The sequence below is a fragment of the Anaerostipes stercorihominis genome, assembly GCF_057535655.1.
The window spans coordinates 23,064-41,649 of record NZ_BAAJCL010000013.1 but is presented as its reverse complement, the minus strand read 5'-3'; the positions used below and the strand labels follow the sequence as shown (position 1 = coordinate 41,649).

Annotated in this window: 25 protein-coding genes; 14 read left to right on the top strand and 11 right to left on the bottom strand. The window is 41.5% G+C overall.

Features of this window, described 5'->3' with window-relative positions; genetic code table 11:
- The first annotated feature begins 29 nt into the window (after positions 1-29).
- Together dgoD and AC27EF_RS11075 are read left to right on the top strand one after the other, a co-directional pair.
- On the top strand, positions 30-1,175 hold the full coding sequence (dgoD, locus tag AC27EF_RS11080; RefSeq protein WP_487110824.1) for a galactonate dehydratase: 1,146 nt from the start codon (positions 30-32) through the stop codon (positions 1,173-1,175).
- 14 nt (positions 1,176-1,189) lie between these two features.
- Complete coding sequence (locus tag AC27EF_RS11075) at positions 1,190-1,822, top strand: bifunctional 4-hydroxy-2-oxoglutarate aldolase/2-dehydro-3-deoxy-phosphogluconate aldolase (protein WP_487110823.1); 633 nt, start codon at positions 1,190-1,192, stop codon at positions 1,820-1,822.
- A gap of 7 nt (positions 1,823-1,829) precedes the next feature.
- On the opposite strand, the gene AC27EF_RS11070 is transcribed toward AC27EF_RS11075, so the two are convergent.
- The 4 genes from AC27EF_RS11070 to AC27EF_RS11055 form a co-directional block, all read right to left on the bottom strand.
- On the bottom strand, positions 1,830-2,714 hold the full coding sequence (locus AC27EF_RS11070) for a metallophosphoesterase (protein WP_487110822.1): 885 nt from the start codon (positions 2,712-2,714) through the stop codon (positions 1,830-1,832).
- Positions 2,711-3,619, bottom strand: coding sequence for a DUF4474 domain-containing protein (locus AC27EF_RS11065; RefSeq protein ID WP_487110821.1), 909 nt, complete (start codon positions 3,617-3,619; stop codon positions 2,711-2,713). Before AC27EF_RS11065 ends, AC27EF_RS11070 begins: the two co-directional genes overlap by 4 nt.
- Positions 3,620-3,746: 127 nt before the next feature.
- Positions 3,747-4,487 (bottom strand): peptidylprolyl isomerase, encoded by a 741-nt coding sequence (locus AC27EF_RS11060; protein WP_487110820.1) that lies wholly within the window; start codon positions 4,485-4,487, stop codon positions 3,747-3,749.
- A gap of 77 nt (positions 4,488-4,564) precedes the next feature.
- Entirely contained in the window at positions 4,565-5,134 is a 570-nt protein-coding gene (locus AC27EF_RS11055) for a uracil-DNA glycosylase (RefSeq protein ID WP_487110819.1), read from the bottom strand.
- Positions 5,135-5,278: 144 nt separating this feature from the next.
- On the opposite strand from AC27EF_RS11055, the gene AC27EF_RS11050 reads away from it, so the two are divergent.
- A complete protein-coding gene (locus AC27EF_RS11050) occupies positions 5,279-5,704 on the top strand; it encodes a 2-thiouracil desulfurase family protein (RefSeq protein WP_487110818.1) in 426 nt (141 codons plus the stop codon).
- Positions 5,705-5,741: 37 nt separating this feature from the next.
- On the opposite strand, the gene AC27EF_RS11045 is transcribed toward AC27EF_RS11050, so the two are convergent.
- The 3 genes from AC27EF_RS11045 to AC27EF_RS11035 all read right to left on the bottom strand — a co-directional run bounded on the left by AC27EF_RS11045 (position 5,742) and on the right by AC27EF_RS11035 (position 6,908).
- Positions 5,742-5,924 (bottom strand): hypothetical protein, encoded by a 183-nt coding sequence (locus AC27EF_RS11045; RefSeq protein ID WP_487110817.1) that lies wholly within the window; start codon positions 5,922-5,924, stop codon positions 5,742-5,744.
- A gap of 75 nt (positions 5,925-5,999) precedes the next feature.
- Positions 6,000-6,473 (bottom strand): diguanylate cyclase domain-containing protein, encoded by a 474-nt coding sequence (locus AC27EF_RS11040; protein WP_487110816.1) that lies wholly within the window; start codon positions 6,471-6,473, stop codon positions 6,000-6,002.
- A 183-nt stretch (positions 6,474-6,656) separates the two neighbouring features.
- A complete protein-coding gene (locus AC27EF_RS11035; RefSeq protein ID WP_487110815.1) occupies positions 6,657-6,908 on the bottom strand; it encodes a hypothetical protein in 252 nt (83 codons plus the stop codon).
- 300 nt (positions 6,909-7,208) lie between these two features.
- Here AC27EF_RS11035 and AC27EF_RS11030 point away from each other — a divergent pair, with 300 nt between their 5' ends.
- From AC27EF_RS11030 to AC27EF_RS11020, 3 genes are read left to right on the top strand one after another with little or no spacing between them, the layout of a single operon-like run.
- On the top strand, positions 7,209-8,036 hold the full coding sequence (locus AC27EF_RS11030) for a flavodoxin family protein (protein ID WP_487110814.1): 828 nt from the start codon (positions 7,209-7,211) through the stop codon (positions 8,034-8,036).
- 21 nt (positions 8,037-8,057) lie between these two features.
- On the top strand, positions 8,058-8,495 hold the full coding sequence (locus AC27EF_RS11025) for an allophanate hydrolase-related protein (protein ID WP_487110813.1): 438 nt from the start codon (positions 8,058-8,060) through the stop codon (positions 8,493-8,495).
- Positions 8,479-8,898, top strand: coding sequence for a GNAT family N-acetyltransferase (locus AC27EF_RS11020; RefSeq protein WP_487110812.1), 420 nt, complete (start codon positions 8,479-8,481; stop codon positions 8,896-8,898). The genes AC27EF_RS11025 and AC27EF_RS11020 overlap by 17 nt, the downstream gene beginning before the upstream one ends.
- Before the next feature lie 7 nt (positions 8,899-8,905).
- Here the strand turns inward: AC27EF_RS11020 and bioB are convergent, their stop codons facing one another.
- Complete coding sequence (gene bioB / locus AC27EF_RS11015; RefSeq protein WP_487110811.1) at positions 8,906-9,880, bottom strand: biotin synthase BioB; 975 nt, start codon at positions 9,878-9,880, stop codon at positions 8,906-8,908.
- A gap of 209 nt (positions 9,881-10,089) precedes the next feature.
- Here bioB and AC27EF_RS11010 point away from each other — a divergent pair, with 209 nt between their 5' ends.
- The 5 genes from AC27EF_RS11010 to AC27EF_RS10990 all read left to right on the top strand — a co-directional run bounded on the left by AC27EF_RS11010 (position 10,090) and on the right by AC27EF_RS10990 (position 12,999).
- Positions 10,090-10,530 carry an Hsp20/alpha crystallin family protein gene (locus tag AC27EF_RS11010; RefSeq protein WP_487110810.1) on the top strand — a complete coding sequence of 147 codons (441 nt, stop codon included), beginning with the start codon at positions 10,090-10,092 and terminating at the stop codon, positions 10,528-10,530.
- Between the two features lie 72 nt (positions 10,531-10,602).
- On the top strand, positions 10,603-11,559 hold the full coding sequence (locus AC27EF_RS11005) for a DnaJ C-terminal domain-containing protein (RefSeq protein ID WP_487110809.1): 957 nt from the start codon (positions 10,603-10,605) through the stop codon (positions 11,557-11,559).
- 58 nt (positions 11,560-11,617) lie between these two features.
- Positions 11,618-11,989, top strand: coding sequence for a fluoride efflux transporter CrcB (gene crcB, locus AC27EF_RS11000; RefSeq protein WP_487110808.1), 372 nt, complete (start codon positions 11,618-11,620; stop codon positions 11,987-11,989).
- A 44-nt stretch (positions 11,990-12,033) separates the two neighbouring features.
- A complete protein-coding gene (locus tag AC27EF_RS10995) occupies positions 12,034-12,417 on the top strand; it encodes a Rossmann-fold NAD(P)-binding domain-containing protein (RefSeq protein ID WP_487110807.1) in 384 nt (127 codons plus the stop codon).
- Between the two features lie 15 nt (positions 12,418-12,432).
- Positions 12,433-12,999 carry a D-2-hydroxyacid dehydrogenase gene (locus AC27EF_RS10990; protein ID WP_487110806.1) on the top strand — a complete coding sequence of 189 codons (567 nt, stop codon included), beginning with the start codon at positions 12,433-12,435 and terminating at the stop codon, positions 12,997-12,999.
- An 18-nt stretch (positions 13,000-13,017) separates the two neighbouring features.
- Here AC27EF_RS10990 and AC27EF_RS10985 read toward each other — a convergent pair whose 3' ends face one another.
- The 3 genes from AC27EF_RS10985 to AC27EF_RS10975 all read right to left on the bottom strand — a co-directional run bounded on the left by AC27EF_RS10985 (position 13,018) and on the right by AC27EF_RS10975 (position 15,264).
- Positions 13,018-14,055, bottom strand: coding sequence for a phosphatidylinositol-specific phospholipase C/glycerophosphodiester phosphodiesterase family protein (locus AC27EF_RS10985; RefSeq protein ID WP_487110805.1), 1,038 nt, complete (start codon positions 14,053-14,055; stop codon positions 13,018-13,020).
- A 62-nt stretch (positions 14,056-14,117) separates the two neighbouring features.
- On the bottom strand, positions 14,118-14,741 hold the full coding sequence (locus AC27EF_RS10980; RefSeq protein WP_487110804.1) for a TIGR01906 family membrane protein: 624 nt from the start codon (positions 14,739-14,741) through the stop codon (positions 14,118-14,120).
- 91 nt (positions 14,742-14,832) lie between these two features.
- Entirely contained in the window at positions 14,833-15,264 is a 432-nt protein-coding gene (locus tag AC27EF_RS10975) for a TspO/MBR family protein (RefSeq protein ID WP_487110868.1), read from the bottom strand.
- 86 nt (positions 15,265-15,350) lie between these two features.
- On the opposite strand from AC27EF_RS10975, the gene AC27EF_RS10970 reads away from it, so the two are divergent.
- The 3 genes from AC27EF_RS10970 to AC27EF_RS10960 are packed head-to-tail and all read left to right on the top strand — an operon-like array spanning position 15,351 to position 18,504.
- Positions 15,351-15,974, top strand: a complete 624-nt coding sequence (locus AC27EF_RS10970; protein ID WP_487110803.1) for a hypothetical protein — start codon at positions 15,351-15,353, stop codon at positions 15,972-15,974.
- On the top strand, positions 15,974-17,629 hold the full coding sequence (gene ade, locus AC27EF_RS10965) for an adenine deaminase (protein ID WP_487110867.1): 1,656 nt from the start codon (positions 15,974-15,976) through the stop codon (positions 17,627-17,629). Before AC27EF_RS10970 ends, ade begins: the two co-directional genes overlap by 1 nt.
- A 29-nt stretch (positions 17,630-17,658) precedes the next feature.
- Positions 17,659-18,504: a polysaccharide deacetylase family protein gene (locus tag AC27EF_RS10960; RefSeq protein WP_487110802.1), complete on the top strand. Its 846-nt coding sequence runs from the start codon at positions 17,659-17,661 to the stop codon at positions 18,502-18,504.
- Positions 18,505-18,586 lie beyond the last annotated feature (82 nt).

Below are 18,586 nucleotides of genomic sequence, written 5' to 3'. Positions count from 1 at the left end.
GATACAGCAGTAAGTAAAGGAGACTGAACATGAAAATTACGGATGTTATAGTATATGAAGTAAAACCAAGGTGGATTTTTGTAAAGGTCTGTACGGACGAAGGAATTGAGGGATGGGGGGAAATGATTTCTGGAACCAAAACCAGAACCGTTGTAGCAGGCGCTAAGGAAATGGGAGAGTATCTCATTGGGAGAGATCCCTTTGAAATCGAACGCCTGTGGCAGGAATTATATAAATCATTTTTCAGAGGCGGCCCGATCAATGGAACCGTAGTATCCGGTCTTGAAATGGCATTGTGGGATATCAAAGGAAAATATTATGGAATTCCGGTATATGAATTTTTAGGAGGGAGGGCAAGAGATCGGATCAAGGTCTATTCATGGATCGGAGGAGACCGCCCGGATGATGTGGTAAAGGCGGCGCTGGAGAGAAAGCATATGGGATTTGATGCGGTCAAAATGAATGCCACAGAAGAATTGCATTACGTAGATTCCTTTGCAAAAGTACAGGCAGTTGTAGGCCGGGTTGCATCCATTCGTGAAGTTTTGGGTAATGATTTTGGGATTGCGGTAGATTTTCATGGCAGAGTTCACAAACCGATGGCAAAAGTGCTGGCGCATGAGCTGGAGCCATATAAGTTGATGTTTATGGAAGAGGTTCTTCTTCCGGAGAATGAGGAGAGTTTCAGTGTGATTGCCAATCAAGTATCGACTCCGCTGGCTACAGGGGAGCGGCTCATCAGTCGTTGGGAGTACAAAAGATTGTGGAAAGAAGGAATTGTGGATATTATCCAACCGGATGTTGCTTTGTGCGGAGGGATTTTAGAAACGAAAAAGATTCTCTCTGCGGCAGAGGCTTTTGATATGGCGGCAGCGCCTCATGCACCATATGGACCGATTGCTCTCGCGGCTACACTGCAGGTAGATGTTTGTTCACCAAATGTATTTATTCAGGAGCAAAGTCTGGGAATTCATTATAACAAAGGATTTGATTTGTTGGACTTTGTAAAAAACAAAGAGATTTTTCAATACAAAGACGGATACGTGGATGTACCGAAAAAACCGGGATTAGGCTTGGAAATTGATGAGTATATGGTGAAAGCAGTTTCTGAGGAAGGACTTCATTGGACAAATCCGAAATGGAGAAATTATGACGGCACCATGGCGGAATGGTAAGAGGAGGAGCCGAAATGTCAAAATTATTAGAGTATAAAATACTTGCGATTGCAAGGGGAATTGATGACGCGCATATTATTCCGACCGTTCAGGCATTGATGGACGGCGGCATCAGAGCCATAGAACTGCCGCTGAGTCATTCATCGGAAGAGGAACAGGAAAAGACGCTGCAGATCATAAAGAAACTTCATAATACATTTGGAGATCAGATTTACTTAGGCGCCGGTACCGTGCTGAGCCCTCAGGAAGTGAAGCGAGCGGCAGAAATGGGCGCTGAGTATATGATTTCTCCCAATATGGACATCGAGGTGATAAAACAGACAAAAGAATTGGGAAAGGAATCCATGCCGGGGGCATTTACGGCAACAGAGGCTTTGGCGGCGTATCGTGCGGGAGCCGATGTTGTGAAAATTTTTCCGGCAGGGAATTTTGGGGAGGAGTACATTCAGGCGCTTCGAGGTCCGTGTGATTTTATTGCCTATGCGGCAGTTGGGGGAGTCAATGTAAAGAATATCAGACCATTGCTGGACGCAGGGTATCGTATGGCGGCAGTTGGCGGAAACTTGGTGGATAAGAATCTGGTCATGAAAGAAGAGTACGGTCAGCTTACAAAGCTCGCAAAGCAATATATGGAGATGATAAAGTAAAAGTTTTTTAATATTCATCAATGCAGATGCGTTGGCCCAGCGTACTTCTGCCTGCGTAGACAATTTGGTGATCGTTTGTTTTTAAGCTCCATTTTATAAGAGAGAGACAGCGGTCTGTGATTTCAATACAGGTGATTCCGGAGGGGGAAACACAGCTTCCGGTATTGAAATAAGGTGATTTTACAGTTCCGATCATGGGATGATGCGTATGCCCTGTGATTAAAATGTGCCCTTGCTGTTCGGCCCACGAAGTTAAATGCTGTTCGGAGCGTTTCTTTCGGCGATGATTTTTGGCGGCACTGGTTGGATCTGGAACACCAAGAGATTCCAGCGGCCGCCAAATGTAGCGGACCAGAAAACGAGAAAGAGGCCAGAGAGTGCTGTTTAGGAAGTCAGCCTGATGGCCGTGAGTTAAATAAAGATCTTTTCTTTTTTCGCAGTCCTGTAAAATAATAGAAGGATAAAAGATAATATCCGGAAATAATGGGCAGTTACATAGGGTTTGTTCATAGTAATAGCTTTGGCAGGATGTCTTTTGGAAATCGGGTTGTTTTTTCACAATATCATGATTTCCGTAAACGGAAAAAAATTTCCCCTGGTGATAAAATTTTGACAGCCATTGGAAAGACTCTGGATATGTTTGAGTAATTGCAAAAAAGGAGCGATTTTCCCAAAGTTCATCTCCGTCCCCTAATTCCAGATAGGTGAAATCATTTTGATAATAATGTTTTAAGGCTGCCAGATACAGAAGTTCATTTTTTAAAAAATTATCATTTGTTTTTCCGGTACCGCGGTGGCAGTCGCTGAAAATGACATACTTGGAATCAGAATTCAGCGGTAGGCAAAGTGGATGTTCAAATGCTTTCAAGATGCGTTGATAAGAGTTCATCATTTGCTTCGATGCTTTCTTTGAAATTTTGGATGAGGCTTTTTCCGGAGATGAACCATATGACGAAATGCAGCAGGAAGAAAAAAGTACAAATACAGCATTCTGTCCAGCGTGCATGAAAAAGGTTGTGTTATAAATCTGTAGAATTTGGAGAATTTTTCATTTTCCCACTGTGACAATGCTGAGTGAAACCGATGAAGATGGCGGGGCTGTCTGGTGTGTGGGAGTGAAAAAGAAAAAGAAACCATAAGGCAGTCTATACATATTTCACAAGGATGATAACCACATGCTCTCAGGCTGTTTGTAAAGGTGAAAAGCATTTCTTCTTTTGGGAAAACAATGGAGATATCCATTGTAAGATTTTCTGGTTCGCAGAAACATCCCATTTTAAAACCTGTCAGCCACCAATGGGAACGGCAGATTGAAAAAAGAGGAGTTCCTTTGTGGTTTAATGAGGTGGATACAGGGAGAAGTTCGGAATCGGATACGCCGCAGAAATTAGCTTGCTGATATTGACCGGGTTCTAAGCGTGTTTCTGCTTTATAAATGCCGACTTCTCCGCCAAGATTGATCCCATATTGTCCTTTCCAAAATTCAATCAGCCAGGTATGATTGCCGTAATCAAAATAGATGGGCTCACAATCAAATACCATGTTGAAGCGAGGAGCGCTCTGGTCATAAAGAGAGCGATATCCCAATTTTTTCTGCCATGGGTGTAAAGTGGAGGTTATCATATCCTGGTCGGGAAGATAGCAAAAGCCAAAGGGCTCGACGAGATCGTTGAGCAAATTGAGCTTTTCGCAGTCACTCATACAGCAGATTTTTCTGATGATGAACGTGCGGCGATAAAAATAAATGATAAAGAATAAAATACATACGGCAAAAAGAATGCCGAAGAGTAAATACATAAGAAAGTCTCCATAACCGTTTGTTTTATTATATGAGGAAAATCATAAAAAGCACCAGAGAGGGGAACTTATAGACAGGATAAAAAATTTCCGTATATCAGGTTAGAATTTGATATACGGAAGTTTTTTATTGCATATATTTTGCTTTTAATTGAGCAATTTTTTCTGCATATACATCATTTCGTTTTTGCTGAATCAATATATTTTTGATTGAGTCGGACACATCTTCAAAAACGGAAGTCTGGGCATCATTTTTTTGTTCTACTTGAATCAGATGGTAACCAAATTGGGTTTTTACAGGTCCGACAACATGACCGATTTGAGCGGAAAATGCGGCGTCCTCAAATTCCTTTACCATCTGTCCTTTCCCGAAAGAACCAAGGTCTCCGCCTTTTTCACTGGAAGGGCAGGTGGAATACTCTTTTGCGGCCTCCTCAAAGGATTTCTCACCTGAAGCAATCATTTCGAGAATTTTTTGACATGCATCTTCCTCATCCACAAGGATATGTTTTGCATGAACTGTTTCACCGCTTAGAAATTGATCTTCATTGGCAGTGTAATAAGCTTTTGCTTCTTCCTCAGTCACGGAAATGTCCTTCATAGATTCTCCCACAGCCATTTGAGCAAGAACCTCTCTTTTGGCATGTGCCATGTTCTCCTGAAAAGCATCCGTATTTTCAAGATCCATTTCTTCTCCTAATTTTGCAAACAGATGGATGGTTATGATCTGTTCTAAACACTGCTGACGAAATTGTTCGTTTCCCGCGTATGCCTGCTGTTCTTTTGGCAGAGCATGCAAAAGTGCATCCAGATCTTTTTGAGTGATCTCTTCCCCGGCAACCACTGCCAGTACGTCTTGGTTATCCATAATAATTCTCCTTTATGTATACGATATAACAAAAATCATTATAGCATATATGAAATGAAATTTCTTCCATAAGCATTTTAATTTGGAAGGTCTTCCCCCAGAGACGTCCGCATTTTTACAATTTCCTGAAAGTCATGCAGGGTATCTTCTTTTTTTGAGGGATCGCGGAGAATCGCAGAAGGATGATAAACGGCAGTTAAGGCGCAGCCTTTTCGGTGAATCCATGTCCCGTGCTGTCTGGTGATCCGAAAGTCCGCAGAAAGAATTCGCTGAGCGGCAACACGACCGAGGCAGACAATAATTTTCGGTTTTAAAAGATAGGTTTCATATTGGAGAAACGGAAAACACTGTTCTTTTTCTTCTTCTTTAGGATTGCGATTGCCCGGAGGATGACATTTTAAAATATTGGTCATATAGATTTCTTCACGAGATAATCCACAGGAATTGAGTAGTTCATCAAATAATTTCCCGGCAGGACCAACAAAAGGAATTCCCTGCTGATCTTCTGTGGCTCCCGGCGCTTCTGCAATAAACATAAGATCTGCATGGTGGCTGCCGCGTCCCATGACCGGATGTTGTCTGGTATGACAAAGACCGCATCGGGTACAGTGACGGACATAATGTTCAATTTCTTTCCATGTGTACATAAGCTGACTCCTTTCCTGAGAGTTATTATAACATGAGAAGAGACATAAAAATATCATGACATTTTAAAAAGCAGAGAGAGATGAAGTTTGGATTCGTGGTATGATAGAAATATCAATATATTTGAAGCTATGGAGGATAGAGCGATGAAAATTTTAGTCAGTGCATGTCTGTTGGGAGTGGATTGTAAATACAATCAGGACCATAATGATTGTCCCCGGGTCCATAAATTGATGAAAGAGCATGATCTTATCCCGGTTTGCCCCGAGATTCTTGGAGGTCTTTCGACTCCGAGATGCCCTGCGGAAATCTATGGGGACAGAGTCATAACGAAAAATGGACAGGATGTAACGGCACAATATAAAAAGGGCGCAGAAGAAACGTTAAAATTGGCGAAATTATATAATTGTAAGTATGCTGTGTTAAAAGAGAGAAGCCCGTCTTGCGGATGCGGACTAATCTATGACGGAACATTTACAAAATCTTTAAGGAAGGGGGATGGAGTGACTGCAAAGCTATTAAAAGAACACGGTGTGAAAGTAACAGGAGAAAGCGAGATAAGTCTTTCCTGAGAGAGATTTGTCCCGCTTTGTGGAAAGCACTATGAATTTATAGTGGTTTCAGAGGGTATTGTTTTTCAAATTCAAAAATGGTGATTGGAGGACTATAAAAATATCCTTGTGAATAATCACTTCCCGGCTCCCGAATAAAATCTTCATGCTCGTCAGTTTCAACGCCTTCTACAATGGTGTTGATATGCAGCTGCTTTGGAATATGAAAAATTTGTTTCATGATAATGCGAAATCCATTTTCCTCAAAAAAAGGGATCAACTGATCTGGAAAAATTAAAGTTCCATCTTTCCGTATTCAGCGGACCAATGCTTCCGCACCTGCAATTTTGCCTGTTTTCAAATCAGTTTTCGGCTGTAAAAGCATTTTAAATTCATTGTTTTCCAGAGCATGATGCATATGGGTTTCTATATAGTTTTCCAGCTCTTCATGGACATGACTGTCTTTATTGTAAAAGGCTATTTTACCGGAGATTGAGGTCTTTGCAGTCAGGAGAGCAAAATGAGAAGAAGTAATCAGGTTATGTGCATTGAGGTTTCCGTGTTGTTCAAAATCTTTGCACATGACAATGCCAATGTACACAGAAATTCGATAATTATGATGATGATTAATAAATTCAATATTAATCTTGTCCATAATTCGTTCAAAGCGTTTTTGAACATTTTTTCGATTGGATTTCTGCAGAAAAATATAAAACAGGTCAGCGCTGTCACGACAGAAAAATTCGTCCGAGCTTAACTCCTCATCCAATATTTTTTTGATATGGCACAAAAGCGAGTTGGCAGATTCTTTTTCAGTGTTTTTTGGATAGACGCATCTTCTTCTTTAGAAAAATAATTTTGAGAGAAAATAGTGTGAATCTTCTTTTTCACAACAGCATGGGAAGAACGAATTAAAAATTCTCCGTCAGAATTTAAAAGAATGCCCGTTTTAGTGTATTTTGCGCTTCAATATTTAAGCTTTTGGATCAATGTTGGTTTCAATCCCTTTATTTAAGATTGCAATGGTTCCATTTTGACCTTTTGGAAAATATCCCATAACTTCAAAATCATTTTTCTGATTGGAGTTGTATAAGTTTTGTGTAAAGTGTTTGGAGTCCAAAAGATTATCATTTTCAAAAAACGCACCAACCGTACGCAAAGTTTGAAAAATATGGTCCACCTGTTCCGGAAGACGGTTTTTGTATTTCTGAGTTTCCCGGTGCATCTGTTCAAATGTTACTTTATTTAAAGAGTTTGTTAAGAAAAAAGGATAATAACGGAAATTGCGAAAAGCAAGAGCCCCAGCAAGGATGTAAAAAAGATGCCTTTTCAAAGGCTTCTTTTTATTAAATGTTCACTCATATATTCACCTGAATCTATTGTATAATTTCTTTTCGTTTACCATAAATTCTATTTTGTGTAAATGAAGCTATTGCTCCCAAATCGAAAGTCAATTATACTAAAATTATGGACTAAACGAAAACAGAAGGATGCGTTGCCGGCAAAGAAAGATAGGAGTGATGATGTGGCAGAGATCAAAGAGGTGAAGGCTGTGTATTTCAGTCCGACGGGACATACAAAAAAAGTAGTGGAAGCCATTGCAGAGCAGCTGGCACAGCGGCTTCAAGTCAAAATAGACAGAGTTGATTTCACATTGCCCAAAGGGCGGCAGGAAGTGTATGAATTTGAAAAGCATCAACTGGTTGTATTTGGAGTTCCGGTTTATGCGGGCAGAGTACCGAATAAAATACTTCCGGTCATCCGATCCGTTTTTCATGGAAACGGAGCGTGGGGAGTACCGATTGTTACCTTTGGAAATCGCAGTTTTGATCATGCATTAATGGAACTGCGCAATGAACTGGAACAGTGTAGCATTCATACCATTGCTGCCGGAGCGTTTGCTGCACAGCATGCTTTTTGTGAATCACTGGCGCAGGGACGCCCCGACGATGAGGATATGTCGGATATAATGTTTCTGGCAAACCGGACAGCCGATAAAATGAAAGCAGAGGCGGAGCCGGCCTATCCGGTTCGAGTGAAGGGGATTGAGCCAATTCCGCCGTATTATGTACCACTGAAAACGGACGGAACTCCGGCGGTCTTTTTAAAGGCGAAGCCTAAAACGAAACCGGGATGTACAGACTGTAAAATCTGTGCAAATGGATGTCCGATGGGGTCAATTGATTTGAAAGATCCGAAAACGATTTCGGGAATTTGCATCAAATGTCAGGCGTGTGTAAAAAATTGCCCCGAGCATCTAAAATATTTTGATGATCCGGAGTTTTTATCTCATGTGGAGATGCTGAAAATCAACTATCAAAGAAAAGCAGAAAATGAAGTTTTTATTGTTTGAAATAAGGAAGGAGCTGACCATATGAAGGGTGTAAAATTAGCGGTTAACGGAACTTTAATGAGGGGATTGGAACTGGAAAAAAATCTGCTGGCGGTCAATGCAGTATTTTTGAAAGAGGCAAAAACCCAGAAGAGCTATCGGCTTTGGAGCATCAATGATAAAAATCCGGCAATGATTCGTGTCAGTCCAAAGGAGAAACATGCCGTAAGCGTGCATGTAGAAATCTGGGAAGTTCCATATGAAGGTCTGGCAAAAGTTCTGGAGCAGGAACCGGAAGGATTGTCCATCGGAAAGGTCAAATTAGAAGATGGAGAGGTTGTTCTCGGAGTGATCGGGGAACCGGAGCTGGTTCAGGGCATGAAAGAAATATCAGAGTATGGAGGATGGAGAAATTATATGGCTCAGAAAACAGAGAAAAATGAAACAGGAGGAATACACATTGGTGATAAAAGTCAGTGAAAACGGATTGCCGCAGGATGCATGGAAGATTCGGGAGAGTGTGTTTATCAAAGAGCAGGGATTTCAAAATGAATTGGACGAGTTGGATCATACAGCGGTTCATATTGTGTTATATGATGATCAAGATCATCCGGCGGGAGTGTGCCGGATCTTAAAAGACAGGAAACCGGATACATTGATTCTGGGGAGATTGGCGGTAGTAAAAAACCAAAGAGGAAAGCATCTGGGAGAAAAAGTGGTTCGGGCAGCAGAACAATATGCCGTTTCAAGGGGAGCAAGAACGATGAAACTGCATGCCCAGTGTCGGGCAGCGCAATTTTATGAGAAACTGGGATATTGCGCATACGGAGAAGTTGAGGAGGAAGAGGGCTGTCCTCATATCTGGATGAGAACAGCTCTGTGAGTGGAGCCTAGTCTGATTCAATCTCAAAGGTAAAGCCGGCGTTTGTAATCATCTGAATGGTGTCGTCAATCCCCTGACCCTGAGCAGTCAGATATCCGGAGGCAAAAATGGAGTTTACAACTGTCAGTAATTCTTTTTCCTTTCCTTTAAAATAGATTTCCCGTCCGGCTGCGCATCGAAGGTCTGCCTGTGGAATCATAAGGCGCGCAAGACATACCACTTTCAGGCAGTATTCCGGTGTAAGAGCGGAAGTATCGGCGTGTTCCAGTGCCGTTCCGGCAATTGGCAGCAGGAAGTTGATCGGAACGGCTTCCGGCTGGACGCCTTGCAGGTCAAAGAATAAATCTACAAGATCTTCCTTTGTTTCTCCCATGCCAACAATGCCTCCACTGCAAATTTCATATCCAAGGTTTCTGAGCATACGAATATTTTCAAGTCTTTGTTCGTAGGTATGGGTAGAGCAAATGTTAGGATAGTAAGAGCGGCTGGTATTTAGATTGTGATTGATGCGATCCAGACCGGCTTTTTTTAAAATCAGCGCTTGTTTTTCTGTTAAAAAGCCAATGGAGCAGCAAAGGTGCGTTCCGTCGGTTTTCATTCTCTGAATCTTTTCTGCTAAAATTTCAATCTCTTCATCGGTAAATTTCATACCGCTGAATCCAATACAATGTCTGGATAAATGGGAATTATGTACAAAGGCATGATTGTCGTATAGTTTTTGGTCGTCAATCCAGGAATAAGTTTTAATATCTGCATGAGAATGACAGGATTGCGCACAATAAGAACAGTCCTGAGAACAATTGCCGCTTCTGGCATTGGTTAAAAGGTGAATGCCCACCTGTCTTCCTTTATATTTTCGACGAAGGTTTCCGGCAAATTGGATCAGGGAGTCAAGCTCCTGATCCGGGGTATTTAAAATATCCATAGCATCTTGTCGGGAGAGCAATGGATCTTGATTGGTAGCAGGAATGTAAAAATTCATAGAATCACCTCATTAAAATTCTCAAATAGTATTTATGATTACAAAAAACTTTATCAAAAAAATGTTTGAATGTCAACCTAATAAAAATAATGGTTGACTATAGAGGATTTTAAAAAAATTAGCACTCAAGTATTGACAGTGCTGATAATAAGTGATATATTACAACTAGAACAAGAGGAACAAATAGAACAGAAAAGGAGAGATGACTTATGATGATGCCAAGTATTTTTGGAGAAAGTTTATTAAATGATTGGATGGATTTTTCTTTCCCTGATTTTGACAAAAAATTGTACGGAAAGAATCATGCCAATCTGATGAAAACAGATGTGAAGGAAAAAGACGGAAGCTATGAAGTGTCCATAGACCTTCCCGGCTTTACAAAGGATGAGGTGAAAGCAGAGCTGAAAGACGGATATCTGCTGATCCGTGCGGCAAAAGACATCAGCAGCGATAAAACAGATAAAGATGGAAAATATCTTCGCCGCGAACGTTATACAGGAAATATGAGCCGGAGTTTTTATGTCGGTAAAGGTGTGACAGAACATGATATTCATGGAAAATTTGAAAATGGTATTCTGACACTGGACATTCCGAAGAAAGATGAAACGAAAAAGGCAGAAGAAAAACGTTATGTAACCATTGAGGGATAAAAATCTTTAAGAGGAATGTGCTCGGCACATTCCTTTTGTTTGGAAAATAAGGAATGTAAAGAAGGTGAGAAGATGGCAGCAAAAAAAGATTGTTATGAGATTCTTGGAGTCCGTCGGGATGCTGATGATTTTTCAATAAAAAAGGCATATCGAAGGCTGGCAAAAAAATATCATCCGGATATGAATTCCGGAAATCGGCAGGCAGAACAAAAATTTAAAGAAATAACAGACGCATATCAGATTTTAAGTGATCCGGAGAAAAGGAAACTATACGACCGCTATGGCTATGCTGCCTTTGACGGCACCGGTACAGAATCTGATTTTTATAAAAATCAAAATCAGGGATTTCAGGAGTTTCATTTTACCGGAGAAGATGCCGGGGATATTTTCGGGGACATCTTTGGAGATATTTTTGGAAACCGTGGATTTCACCGGGCGGAAGCTTATGGAAATGGATTTGGGGAATCCTATTTTCGGCAGAGAGGCGCAGACATCACGGCGGATATTACAGTGAGTTTTGATGAGGCAGTTTCCGGTGGTGAGAAATTGCTTCATTTTGAAGATGAAACAGGCAGGACTCAATCGCTGAAAGTCCATATCCCCGCGGGAATTGATACAGGAAAAAGCATACGGCTTCGGGGCAAAGGACATAGAGGAATCGGAGGGGGAGAGCCAGGCGATCTTTTGCTTCGGGTCACCGTTGGAGAGAACCCCGGATTTGAGCGCAGAGGAATGGATGTGTATACAACTGTAAATATTCCATTTACCACAGCCGTATTCGGCGGGGAGGTTCCGATTCAAACTTTGTATGGAAATGTTCTTTGCAAGATTCGGGAAGGGACGCAGTCCGGAACAAAAATCAGGCTTCGAGGCAAAGGAATTGTTTCCATGAACAATCATGGGCAGAAAGGGGACCAGTATGCGACGGTGCAAATCCAGGTGCCGACCAAGCTGGAGCCCAAGGCAGCGAGAAAATTAAAGGAATATGAAACGATTATGAACCAAAACAAAAACGGTAGCGCCGCATAATAAAATTGCAAAAATCTTCCCAGTGATATAAAATAAAATCATTTGGGAGGTTTTTTTTATGATCTGGAATTGTTTTTGCGTAGGTGCGGGCGGCTTTGTAGGAGCTGTTCTTCGATATATTATGAGCTGGATTCATATTTCCGAGCGGACTCAGTTTCCGCTGGTGACCTTTATCATTAATGTCACTGGCGCGTTGGTCATTGGAATTGTCAGCCAAATGGCAGTAAAGTACGGATTGGGAGATTCCAGATGGATCTTATTTCTGAAAACCGGAGTGTGCGGAGGATTTACGACATTTTCTGCATTTGCCCTGGAGAGTTCCAATCTGATAAGTTCGGGGAGGGCTGCGACGGCAGTCTGTTATATGGTATGCAGTGTGACAACGTGTTTAGGTGCGGTATTTGCCGGGCAAATGATGGTTCGGGCATAGTAGAATCGCAGGTTTTGTTGTATGTTGGAAAGGGGAATGGAAAGATGAAGACAGGAAAAAATATTTTAGTTGTAATGCCGGTGGATGAAGGACACAAAAAGACATTGGAAGCCAGCGCTCCGGGAAATACCTTTGTTTACTCATCTTACGAAAAAGTGTCAAAAGACTTGGTTCAGAAAGCCAATATTATTCTGGGAAATGTTGATCCGTTTTTATTATATGAAGCAGAGCGTTTGGAATGGCTGCAGTTGAATTCTGCGGGGGCAGATGCCTATGTCAAGAGAGGCGTCTTGGGAGATCATATTTTATTGACCAACGCCACGGGGGCATATGGTCCGGCAGTAGCGGAACATATGCTGGCAGTGCTGTTTTCGATTCAGAAAAAGCTGCATTTGTATCGGGATAATCAAAACCAGTGCGAGTGGTAGGATGAGGGAGACGTCATGTCATTGCGAGGGGGAACCTTATTAATTGTAGGACTTGGAGATATCGGATTATATTTTGCAAGGCTGATGAAAAATTTTGGATATCGTGTGATTGGAATTAAGAGAAGACCCGGAGAAGTGCCTCAGGATGTGGATGAGATTTATAGTATGGAGAAGCTAGATCAACTGCTCCCGGAGGCAGATGTTGTTCTGTCTGTGCTTCCGGATTCCAAGGGGACTCGCAATATTTTCTGTAAACAAAGATTTGAGGCGATGAAGTCTACTGCTATTTTATTAAACGCGGGAAGAGGAAGTGCTGTGAACACAGAAGATCTCTGCCAGGCTTTGATTTCCGGAGAAATTTATGGAGCGGGACTGGATGTGACCGATCCGGAGCCGTTGCAAAGCCAGCACAAATTATGGAACGTTCAAAATGCGGTAATCACCCCTCATATTTCCGGAGATTTTCATCATCCGGCAACCCTGTACCGCATTGTGGATATTGCAGCAGGCAATTTAAGGCGCTATATGGCAGGGGAAGCTTTGGTAAACGTGGTGGACCGGGCCACTGGATATAAGAAATAAGATTGCGCAGCAAAGCTCCTAATTTTGTAAAGCGGGGATTCGTGCCTTGAGGTAGTTCCATATAAAGTCTGGACAGTTTACTGCAAGCCAGCTTTTCTGAATCTGTACCGGGGAAAGAAAGTCAGAATAAATTCCGTAAACGCCCAACCGCATATATTCTTTTGCATAGTAAGAGTTATTGACGGAGTGGGTGTAGGAATAAATCCCTTCTTTTTTTAAAAGCTCCATTCGGTAATCATTGACGTCGCTCTGAGGACAGGTGACGCCCTGAATGCCATTTGCCTTACAGAATTTGATCATTCGATAAAAGGCCGCATCACGCTGCTGGTAAGTTGTATATATGAAATTTTTAAAGGGATATACGCTTTTTACGGCATAGTACATATCTTGGTTATAGACTTGTACGATGATGCGGTCCAGAAGGTCTTCTTTTCCCACTTTTTTGGCAGTTTGGACTAAAATACGGAAGTCTTCTCTTACGGCATTGGGTTTGGTACTCTTGGAGTCTGTCATTAAATAGAAGTCTGGATATTTTTCCATGAGATTCAACACATCTAAGAAAGAGGTGGGAGTATATTTTCCATAAATTTTTGTATTTTTGAACTCCTGATAAGAAGCAGGGGTTCCTTTTTTTGTGGTGGGATCGGAAAGGTTCCATCCCCAGCGGTGTTTTCCGACAGCAACGTGGTCGGAAGTGAAAAGGATGTCCATCTCAAAAATCCGGTAACCTTTTTCATAAGCAGGGTAAAATCCATCGATGGAATTTAAGTAATCTTTTCCGTCCAGTCCGCCCATCGCGTGGGCAACACTGTGATATGTATACCAGGGTTTTAATTGAGCGGAGCTGCTGTTTTTTTTGGAAGGGGACGCTGTTTGCTTTGATGCGTCAGATTTCTCTTTTTGCGGTGTGGTCTTTTTTTGAGAAGAGTGAAAATACTGGGCTGTGAAAAGTCCGATCCCGCAGAAAATAAACAGTACAGGAAGAAAACGACGAATCCATCGTTTTCTTAAAATTTTTCGGATTTCTTTTGTCTTGATTTTTGTATTTCTTATCATAAAAGTCAACTCCAGACTTAAATAAAATGTAACATTTGTAATAAAAAATTAATATTAAAACATTATAACATAAATTTATGTCGAAAAAAAGAGTGAAATCCAAGACATAAAACGGCTCCAAGGAAAGTCAAGGAAAGAATCATCAGAGCACAGTGTAAGAAAAATTCATCGGGAAGTATCGTGATGATTGGATCTAAGGCTTCATCAAATAGCCAATAATTATTTCGGAACATGATTTTATGAAAGAGAATGAAGGTTTGTTCCCAGTTGAACAGCATAAAAATGCCGCAAATCAAAGGTAAAAGCAAGGTCGTTATGGCGCCGGTTTTAAGAAATTGATAATTGCGGCGCTGAAATTCAAAGATGCCAAGAAGGACAGCCGCGCAAAGAGACAACGGGCAGAGAATCTGAATGACGGTAAAGATTCGTTTGACCTCTGCAAAATGAATCCTGCCTTCCTCAGACATGGGCAAGGTCAGCTTTAGATCATCATGGAAGAAAATAGAATTATACGTAATCAGAGCGTCATAATTATTTCGGATGATTGTTTTGGAAAATCCGGAAGTTTGTTCTATTTTCAAAGCGTTAATATCGTGGTAATATAGAGGTCGGAAGTTTAAAGTTGTAATCACAGCGCCGGTGAGAATGAATACCGCAATCAAAAGTGAAAGAATCATCTTCTTCATTGTTGTATGCCTTTCTTTTGTTGGTTATCAAATCGTTCTGCAAGTATTATATAGGAAACAGACCGGATATGATAGGCGGATTTGCTATTTTTTAATTTAAAATCAGGAAATTGAGTGTGAAACAGCATAAAAACAGGCACCATAACAAATACGGAATCAGTGATATTGTAGATTTTAAGTTTAAAGCGCATAACATGAAGAATAAATAAAAGTTGATCAGATTCAGCATGATGGTCCAGACAAATGCGAAAAATAGAAGCTGATATTCAAATAGAAGGATTGGCCAGAAAAACAGGAAAAAGCAGGACGCCGCATAAAATTTTAAAATATGAGCAGTGTACCTGCCGGATGAAAGGATGACGTAATAAGCAGAGATGCCAAAAAAGATGGAAAATACAAGCATAAAGAAAAAGAGTGAATGAATGTCAGGCATAAAGGAAGGTGTCCGAAACTCAGAAATCATATCATATATATGGGGAGAAAGTATAAAAGAACACAGAGATATTACGGCGGGAAGAACCATGCAGAGCTTAAAAATATGATGATTCGATAAATGTTTCATAGGATCCAACTTCTTTTTTTCTAGTTTATGCAGGAAAGGAATACAATATGAGAAAAGAACTTTGCTGTCCTTTGATTCAGAGGGATGGAGAAACCATAGGATATGGAGGGAATCAGGAATGGTTTTCGGGAAGTTTTCAAAGACTGGCAGGGTGCGGAAGTGTTACGGGGAGTAATATCGCTGCAATCTACGCTAAAACAAAACCGAAAATGAAAGCATTGTATCAATGGGAATTAAATGCAGATAACTATGATGTTTATTTAAAATTAATGGAAACCATGTACGGTTATATGAAACCAGGATTTATGGGATATCCATTGATTGGAAGGTTTGCAAAAGATTTTAAGGCGTATGCGGCGGACCGGGGAATTGTTTTGGAATCAAAAAGTTTATTTTTGCCAAAAGAAAAAAATCAGGCATTGGAATTTATATTTCAGGGAATTTGTAATGGAGATCCTGTTGCCTTTTTGATTTTAAGACATCCTGCAAAAGAACTGCGGGAAGATAATTGGCATTGGGTAACAGTTACGGGATTTGATGAAGAACAAGAGAAGTTAATCTGGTCCAATTGCGGGGAACGGGAAGAAATTGACTGGAATATGTTATTCAATCCCGGTTCAAAATACTATGTAGGAATTGTACGTTTTTATGAAAGGAAAAAAGAGTGCTGATGGATACAAGAGAGTTGGTTTTAAAAAACGGAAACATCGTAGATGTTGTGAATCTATGCATCCGGAAGGCGGACCTTTTGATTCGGAATGGCAAGATTGCAGGAATTGGAAGCTTCTCCGGGAAGAAAGAAGTGGATTGTGCCGGTAAATATTTGACTCCGGGATTTATTGACAGCCATGTACATATTGAGTCCGGCATGGCGGTCCCAATGGAATTTGCCAAAACGGTGATGCCCAAAGGAACAACAACGGTGATTGCAGATCCTCATGAGCTGGTAAATGTTAAGGGAAATGATGCTATGGAATATATTCTTCATGCTGCCGAGGATGTCCCGATGACAATTTATGTAATGATGCCTTCGTCCATACCGGCGACTCCATTTGAAACCAATGGCGCCGATTTTACCGCACAGGATATGAAGCGCTGGAAAGATCATCCGCTGGTCTTGGGACTGGGAGAGGTTATGTGTTATCCGGCGGTTTTGGCCAGAGATCCGGAGATCATGGAGAAATTAGATTTATGCAAAGGAATGGTTATTGACGGACATGCACCGGGACTGACGGGAGAGGATTTGAAAGCCTATGTACAAGCCGGAGTTATGACAGATCATGAATGTACCTCTTATGAAGAGGCGAGAGAAAAATGTCTCGCGGGGATGAAAATTCTGGTGCGGGAGGGAAGTGCTGCAAGAAATGTTGCAAATATTATTCCCGGATTGCTGCGGGAACCGGAATTGATCTCAAACTTTATGTTTTGTACAGATGATAAACATTTGGATACTATTGAAAATGAAGGTCATATTGGGTACAATATAAGGAAGAGCATCCAGCTGGGGATGGATCCGGTACAGGCGATTGCGATGGCAACGTATTACGCATCGGAAACTTATGGTCTGACCAATGTGGGAGCGCTTTGCGAAGGCAGAGACGCGGATGTTGTGGTACTGGATTCTCTGGAAGAAATTCAAATTCATTCCGTGTATAAACAGGGAAAGCTTGTGGATGAGACTTTGTTTTCGGGGAAGCCAAGAGCTGTCAGGGAGTCAATGCTTCATACGGTGATTTTAAAGGACGTTGCAAAAGAAAAAATTCAAGTGAAAGCACAGGGAGAGATTCCGGCGATCGGTATGATTCCGGGACAGATTGTGACAGAATTTTTACGGGAAGAGGTCCCGCAGGAAGCCGGATGGTTTCAGCCGGATCATGAATATTCTAAGTTGTGTGTCTTTGAGCGGCACAGAGGAACCGGAAACGCAGCGGCGGCGCCTTTAAAAGGATATGGGATTACAAATGGTGCGATTGCAACATCGGTAGCACACGACTCTCATAATATCATTGCAGCCGGTGATAACGATGATGATATTCTGACTGCGGTAAAAGCAATTGAGGATATTCAGGGAGGATATGCGATAGTATCTGAAGGAAACCTTGTGGATGCGCTTCCGCTTCCGATTGCGGGGCTGTTGAGTCAGGAACCTGCCCGAAAGATTCAGGAACGAATTGACAGAATGTTAGAGAAAGCCTGGGAAATGGGGGTTTCCAAGGGTGTTGATCCGTTTATTACCTTGTCTTTTATGGCATTGCCGGTGATTCCGTCATTGCGTCTGACGGATCTTGGGCTTGTGGATGTGGATGCATTTCAACTGTTGTTGTAAAAATTATGTAAGGAAAGAAGAAGGGTATTATGTCTAGAGGAAGAAGAAGAAAATGGAATACAAAAAGAATCTCCGTGATTCTTGGAGTGGTTGTGGTGATAATTTTGGGAACGGTAATCTTTTCAAAGGTCAGCCGTACCAGCTACCAGAAGGTGAATCGCTCGATGGGCGAGTATATGGTAAAGGCCAATGAGGAGATTCTGGCCAAAGATACTGGAAAACAGTTGAAAAATGCGCTGTATGTTCCAAGAAAAATTGATAAAAGTAAAAAATTAATAGCGTTTACTTTTGATGATGGTCCGAAGCGCGGAAATACAGAGCGGGTGATCAATGCGCTGGAACGAAATGACGCACGGGCAACATTTTTTATGTTGGGACAGAATGCAAAATTATATCCGGAGTCAGTAAAGAAAGTGTTAGAATCTGGAAATGAAGTGTCCGGGCATTCTTACAACCATCCCCAGCTGACGAAAATCGGGGCTGCCGGAGTAAGGAAGCAGATGAAAATGATGAATCAGGCGCTCAAGGCTGCCTGCGGAAGCAAAGCGGTCAGTGTCCGCCCGCCGTATGGAGCCATTGATCAGACGGTTAAGAACAATGTGGACGGACCGTTGATTCTTTGGAATATTGACACGCTGGACTGGAAAACCAGAAATACAAACGCCACAGTTCAAGCGATTTTGAAAAATGCGAAAGATGGTGATATTGTATTGATGCACGACATTCATCTTCAGACAGTAGAGGCGGTAGAGAAAGTTCTTCCAAAGCTGAAAGAAAGGGGATTTGAGGTCTGCACAGTTTCTGAATTATTGGAAGCAAAGGGAGTGAAAGCTAGCAAAGGAAATGTTGTGATTAGTGCAAATCAGATTCGGTAATACATAAAAAGTCTTCACAAGGGATTCCCCTGTGAAGGCTTTTCTTTGTGATAGCAATGAGCCAAAGTCCGGGCTTGCCTGA